The sequence below is a fragment of the Streptomyces sp. IBSBF 3136 genome, from assembly GCF_036815105.1.
GTDB lineage: Bacteria > Actinomycetota > Actinomycetes > Streptomycetales > Streptomycetaceae > Streptomyces.
Map to the genome: position 1 here is coordinate 1 of NZ_JAJSZC010000356.1, position 5,212 is coordinate 5,212.

Annotated in this window: 7 protein-coding genes; 5 read left to right on the plus strand and 2 right to left on the minus strand. The window is 74.2% G+C overall.

Annotation, left to right across the window (positions count from 1 at the left end):
• Positions 1-41: 41 nt before the first annotated feature.
• The 4 genes from V7E45_RS38545 to V7E45_RS38560 all read left to right on the plus strand — a co-directional run bounded on the left by V7E45_RS38545 (position 42) and on the right by V7E45_RS38560 (position 2,576).
• A complete protein-coding gene (locus V7E45_RS38545; RefSeq protein WP_333778940.1) occupies positions 42-1,010 on the plus strand; it encodes a threo-3-hydroxy-L-aspartate ammonia-lyase in 969 nt (322 codons plus the stop codon).
• A 269-nt stretch (positions 1,011-1,279) separates the two neighbouring features.
• Positions 1,280-2,017, plus strand: coding sequence for a hypothetical protein (locus V7E45_RS38550; RefSeq protein ID WP_333778941.1), 738 nt, complete (start codon positions 1,280-1,282; stop codon positions 2,015-2,017).
• An 81-nt stretch (positions 2,018-2,098) separates the two neighbouring features.
• Positions 2,099-2,362, plus strand: a complete 264-nt coding sequence (locus V7E45_RS38555) for a DUF6400 family protein (protein WP_333778942.1) — start codon at positions 2,099-2,101, stop codon at positions 2,360-2,362.
• Positions 2,349-2,576: a hypothetical protein gene (locus tag V7E45_RS38560; protein ID WP_333778943.1), complete on the plus strand. Its 228-nt coding sequence runs from the start codon at positions 2,349-2,351 to the stop codon at positions 2,574-2,576. The genes V7E45_RS38555 and V7E45_RS38560 overlap by 14 nt, the downstream gene beginning before the upstream one ends.
• 10 nt (positions 2,577-2,586) lie before the next feature.
• Here V7E45_RS38560 and V7E45_RS38565 read toward each other — a convergent pair whose 3' ends face one another.
• Together V7E45_RS38565 and V7E45_RS38570 are read right to left on the minus strand one after the other, a co-directional pair.
• A complete protein-coding gene (locus V7E45_RS38565; RefSeq protein WP_333778946.1) occupies positions 2,587-3,516 on the minus strand; it encodes an SCP2 sterol-binding domain-containing protein in 930 nt (309 codons plus the stop codon).
• Positions 3,517-3,652: 136 nt separating this feature from the next.
• A complete protein-coding gene (locus V7E45_RS38570; protein ID WP_333778944.1) occupies positions 3,653-4,231 on the minus strand; it encodes an AMIN-like domain-containing (lipo)protein in 579 nt (192 codons plus the stop codon).
• Positions 4,232-4,421: 190 nt separating this feature from the next.
• On the opposite strand from V7E45_RS38570, the gene V7E45_RS38575 reads away from it, so the two are divergent.
• Positions 4,422-5,212, plus strand: a 791-nt coding sequence (locus V7E45_RS38575; RefSeq protein WP_333778945.1) for an AfsR/SARP family transcriptional regulator, incomplete at its 3' end; no start/stop codon positions are given.

A 5,212-nucleotide genomic window follows, 5' to 3' on the forward strand; every position in this document is an offset into this window, starting at 1 on the left:
GCCCCGCACCCGCCCCGTCTCCCTCACCGCAAGGACCCGTCATGGCCGCAGCTTCGCCCGTAACGTTCGACGACGTCCGAGAGGCCGCCGCCCGCCTCAAGGGCATCGCCCACCGCACCCCCGTCGTCACCTCCCGCACGCTCGACGCCCTCGTCGGCGCCGAGGTCTTCGTCAAGTGCGAGAACTTCCAGCGGATCGGCGCGTTCAAGTTCCGCGGCGCCTACAACGCGGCGGCCCGGCTGGCCCCCGAGCAGCTCGCCAAGGGCATCGCCGCCTACTCCTCGGGCAACCACGCCCAGGCCACCGCCCTGGCCGCCCGGGAGCTGGGCACCAGCGCCGTCATCCTGATGCCCGAGGACGCCCCCCGCTCCAAGGCGCGGGCGACGGCCGGATACGGGGCGGAGATCGTGACGTACGACCGGTACACCCAGGACCGCACCGCGCTCGGCGAGGCCCTCGCGAAGGACCGGGGCCTGGCCCTGATCCCGCCCTACGACCACCCTCACGTCATCGCCGGCCAGGGCACCGCCGCGCTGGAACTCCTGGAGGACACCGGGGAACTGGGCGTGCTCCTCGTCCCCGTGGGCGGCGGCGGCCTCATCGCGGGCAGCGCCACCGCGGCCAAGGCGCTGCACCCCGGCATCCGGATGATCGGCGTGGAGCCCGAAACGGGGGACGACACCAAGCGCTCCCTGGAGAGCGGGGAACGCGTCACCATCCCCGTGCCGCGCACCATCGCGGACGGCCAGGCGGTGGCCACCCCCGGCGAGTTCACCTTCGGCATCAACCAGCGCCTGGTCGACGACATCGCGCTGGTCAGCGACGAGGAGATCGTCCACGCCATGCGGTTCGCCTTCGAGCGTCTGAAGATCGTCCTCGAACCCAGCGGCGCGACCGGCCTCGCGGCACTCCTGGCGGGCCGCCTCGGCGACCTCCCGAGCAGGATCGGCATCATCGCCTCGGGCGGCAACATCGACGCCGAGCGGTTCACCGAGATCATCGGCGGCTGAACCCTCGGCCAACGCACGGGCTGCGGGCTGCGGTGCGGCCTGCGGCTGGGTACGGCCTGCGGCCCGGGTGGTGCCTGGCCTGCGGCTCGTGGTGCGGCCTGCGGCTGGGTACGGCTTGCGGCCCGCAGTCCAGCCTCCTGCCCGCGGCACGGTCTCCGGTCCGGTGTACGGCCCAAGTCCGCGGGGCGGCTATCGCGCCGCACGGCCGCCGGCCCGCGGCGCAGCCCCCCGCGTCCAGCGACGCCTCCCGCCCCGGGACAATCCTCGCCATGACGCACGACGACATGGGTGACGCCGGGGGCCGGCTGGCCAGGATCGAGCGGGTGCTGGAGAGCGGCGAGCGGGATCTGGTGCCCGCCTGGCGGCGGGTGACACGGGGGGAGCCGCGCTGGGCGGTGACCGCCGTGATCCTGCTGGCGGTCGCCCTCCAGCTGATGCTGCCGCACCGGCTCGCGCTCCAGCCGTACTGGGTGCTCCCGGTGCTGGAGCTGGTGCTGCTGGCCGGTCTGGTCGCGGCCAACCCGCACCGGGTCGAGCCCCGGACGGGTTGGCTGCGCTGGCTGGGCCTCGCCCTCATGGGCGTCATCAGCCTGGCCAACGGCTGGGCCGCGGTCCGGCTCGTGGCCGACCTGGTGGCGGGTCGCGCCGGGACGGACGCGGTGCCGCTGCTGCTGACCGGCGGCGGTATCTGGCTGACGAACGTGATCGTGTTCGCCCTCTGGTACTGGGAGTGGGACCGCGGCGGCCCCATGGCGCGGGTGCTCGGGCAGCGGCAGTACGCCGACTTCCTCTTCGTGCAGATGCAGAGCCCGGAGTCCGCGCCACCGGACTGGGAGCCGGCGTTCCTGGACTACCTGTACGTGTCCTTCACCAACTCCACCGCCTTCAGCCCCACCGACGTGATGCCCCTGTCCCGGTGGGCCAAGATGCTGATGATGCTGCAGTCCTCGGTCTCCCTGGTGACCGTGGTGCTGGTCGTGGCGCGGGCCGTGAACATCCTGAAGTGACCGCCGCAGGGGCGCCCGCCTGCTGTGACTTCTCCCACCCACCCTTGCCGGGGCGGCGCGGCCCTGCCTACGTTCGGTCGTATGTCCTCATTTGGCCCTGCCCTCCCCGGTGGCTCCGAACCGGTCGAGTTCACCGTCGACCTGACCTCCCACGAGATGCTCCGGCGCACCCACGTCCTGGCCGCCCTCGGCCCCGACTGGGACCCCGTCGAGGCGCTCCGCGGCGAGCAGGAGGCCTACGACATGCTGTACTCCGGCCTCGACGCGGAGCAGCAGCGCCTGTACGACGAACTGGTCGCGGCCGGAGTGCTTCCGCGCCGCGGGGGCGGGCATGCTGCCGCTTGACCCGCAGGCCGACATCGGGCGCCGCGCCTGGGTGGACTGCCCGCGGTGCGACGACCGCCGTGGCTGCGCCGCCTGCGAGCAGGGGCGAACGTGCCACGGCCACTGGCGCTACCTGCTCTCCAACACCGGTAGCCGGCTCCATCTGCAGTGCCCGTCGTGCACCCACGTCTGGACCCATGAGACGTACTTCGGTGCCACCCGCTCACCGGAGTGAGTGAGCCGGATCAGGGCGCCTTGAACAGGGTCGGGAAGCGGGGCGCGAGCCACGGCCTGCGGCCCCAGGCGACGATCTGACCCCGGGCGATGGCCCTCATGGGGTCGCGGCGACCCAGCGCGACGAGCAGGAAGGCCGTGGACTCGATCAGGATGGTGCAGTCCGAGCCGTCCGGCGGCCCGGCGGTGATCCGCACCGTGCCGTCGGCCAGTGACACGCCGAACGTCTCGCCGCCGCGCAGCCGGATCGTGTAGCGGGCCGTGAGCCCCGCGGTGGCCGCGGCGTCCGCCACCCGCGGCATGACCGCGCGCATGAACGGCATGCACAGGCCCACCCGCGTCCGGTCGATCATGTGCGGGCGGTCCAGGGCGCGGGCGAGATCGTAGCCGTGCCCCAGCATGTGGGTGAGCAGGTAGGACGCGAGCACGTCGCGGCTCATGGGGCCCAGGGGAGTGGTGAGCACCGCCCCCGCGTCGTCTACCCTGTCGGTCCTTTCGACCCCGTCGGTCCCCTCGACCCCGTCGGTCCCCTCGGCCCTGTCGGTCCCCTCGGCCCCGTCCGCTCCGCTGTCACCGGCAGCCCCGTCGGTGTCCCCGGTGCCGTCGGCCCCTTCGGCGGCGGGCGGTGCCATCGCGTGCAGGAACGCCTCGGCCTGTTCAGTGATCATCGCCGCCAGTGGCTCGGCCCGGCGCTCGGCGAAGGAGGCGAGGGACCGCTCGTTGGCCCCGGCGAGGCTCTGCGGGGTGCCGTCGCCGTAGGGGCGTTCGCGCCCGGCGGCGAGGTCGGCCATCAACTCGTTGGCCAGGGCCAGGTGGGCCGCCGCCTCGCCGACGGTCCACTCCGACCCCGGTACGGGGGCCGCCGTGTCGCGCGCGCCCCGCAGCAGCGCGGCGATGTCGCCGGCGGTCCCGCGTATCGCCTGCCCGAGCCCTTCGGGCATCGGGCCCCTGGTGTCCTGCCCTGTCGTCGTGCGCACGCCGCCCGCCCTTCCGGCCCCACCCGCCCGGTGCGGGTGCGGCGCCGGTACCCAACCAGAGTCGGGGGCGGGCGGCAAGCCCCGCCGCCGCGACCCGCGCTCAGCGGCTGCCGGTCCAGGTGTGGGCGACGTCGATCACCAGCCGTCCCGGCAGCCGGACCACCCGGAACGGCAGGCGGGCGCGGACCCCGAGGCCGATCTGTGTCTCGCCCTCGAAGCTGCCCGCGAACCGGGCGTCCCGGAAGGTGCGGTAGCCCGCGAGGTGCACGCCGGGCAGGGTGCGGCCCACCCGTCCCGGGTACGTGGGGGCGCCCGTCTCCGGGTCGTAACTCGGTGCGCCCACTCGGACGTCGAGCACGGCTCCGCCGCCGACGGGGATGTAACGGCCGCTGGCGTCCGAGTGGAGCCGGGCGACGTAGCCGACCCGGTAGCCGAGGGAGGAGCCGCCGCCCGGCACGTCGAAGACCATGCGGTCGTAGCAGGCGTGCCGACCCGTCCTGATGTCCTTGAGCGGTACGGCGCCGGTCGCGTCACCGCCCTTGTCGCCGCTGCCCCAGCCCGTGGGGCAGGCCGTTGCCCGCGCGGTGGCCGCCGGTGCGGCGTCCGCCGTCGCCGCCGCCGCGCCCCAGCCGGTGCCCGCGAGCACGAGCGCCGCCATCGCCGCCCATATTCGTCGCATGATGTCCCCCTTGGTCTATCAGTGCTGTTATGTGGTGAGACACGCTGGTATCGCGAAAGGTTGCACAGTTCGCACAGGGAATCGACGCGTGTTCCGCGGGACCCGCGAATCTGTAACTCTCGGTAATCGAACTCCTGGATCATCGATGGATTAGGGTCGATTCCGGGGAGTACGACCGAAGGGGTGCGGCATGTCGGGGGACGGCGCGGTGCGGTTCGCGGTGCTCGGGTCCGTACGGGTCCGGCGGGCGGAGCGTGAACTGGACCTCGGTGGCCCCCGGACCCAGGCGCTGCTGGCACTTCTGCTGCTCAGGGCGGGTCAGCACGTCACCGTCCCCGAGATCGTCGACACCTTGTGGGGAAGTGAGCCGCCCCGTACGGCCGTCAACGTCGTCCGCCGTCATGTCGGCCTCCTGCGGCGGCTGCTGGAGCCCGGGCTGCCCGCCCGCGCGGCGGGCAGCCGGCTGGTGCGCGGCGCGGGCGGCTACCGTCTGCTGACCGACGGCGACGACCTGGACCTCGTGCGGTTCCGGGAACTGCGGGAGGCCGCCGCGCGGGCCGCCGCCGCGGGCCCGCCCGCCCGGGCGGCCGAGCTGTTCGCCGAAGCGCTGGCCGTGTGGAGCGGACCCGTGGCCTCCGGCATATCCGAGGAGGTGCGGGCGCGGCTGCCGCTCGGCGCCGTGGAGCGCGAACGCCTCGCCACCGTACGGGAGGCCGCCGACGCGGCGCTGCGCGCGGGCCTGCCGGGCCTGGTGCTGGCCGATCTGCGCCGGGCCGCCGCCGCGCACCCGCTGGACGAACCGCTCCTCGCCCGCCTGATCCTGTCCCTGGCCGCCACCGGACGGCGCGCCGAGGCGCTGCACGCCTACCGCACCGCGTGCGACAGCCTCGCCGACGCACTGGGCATCGACCCCGGCCCCGAACTGCGCGACGCCCACCGCACGGTGCTGCACGGCACGGCGCCCGCCCCCGAGCCCGGCCC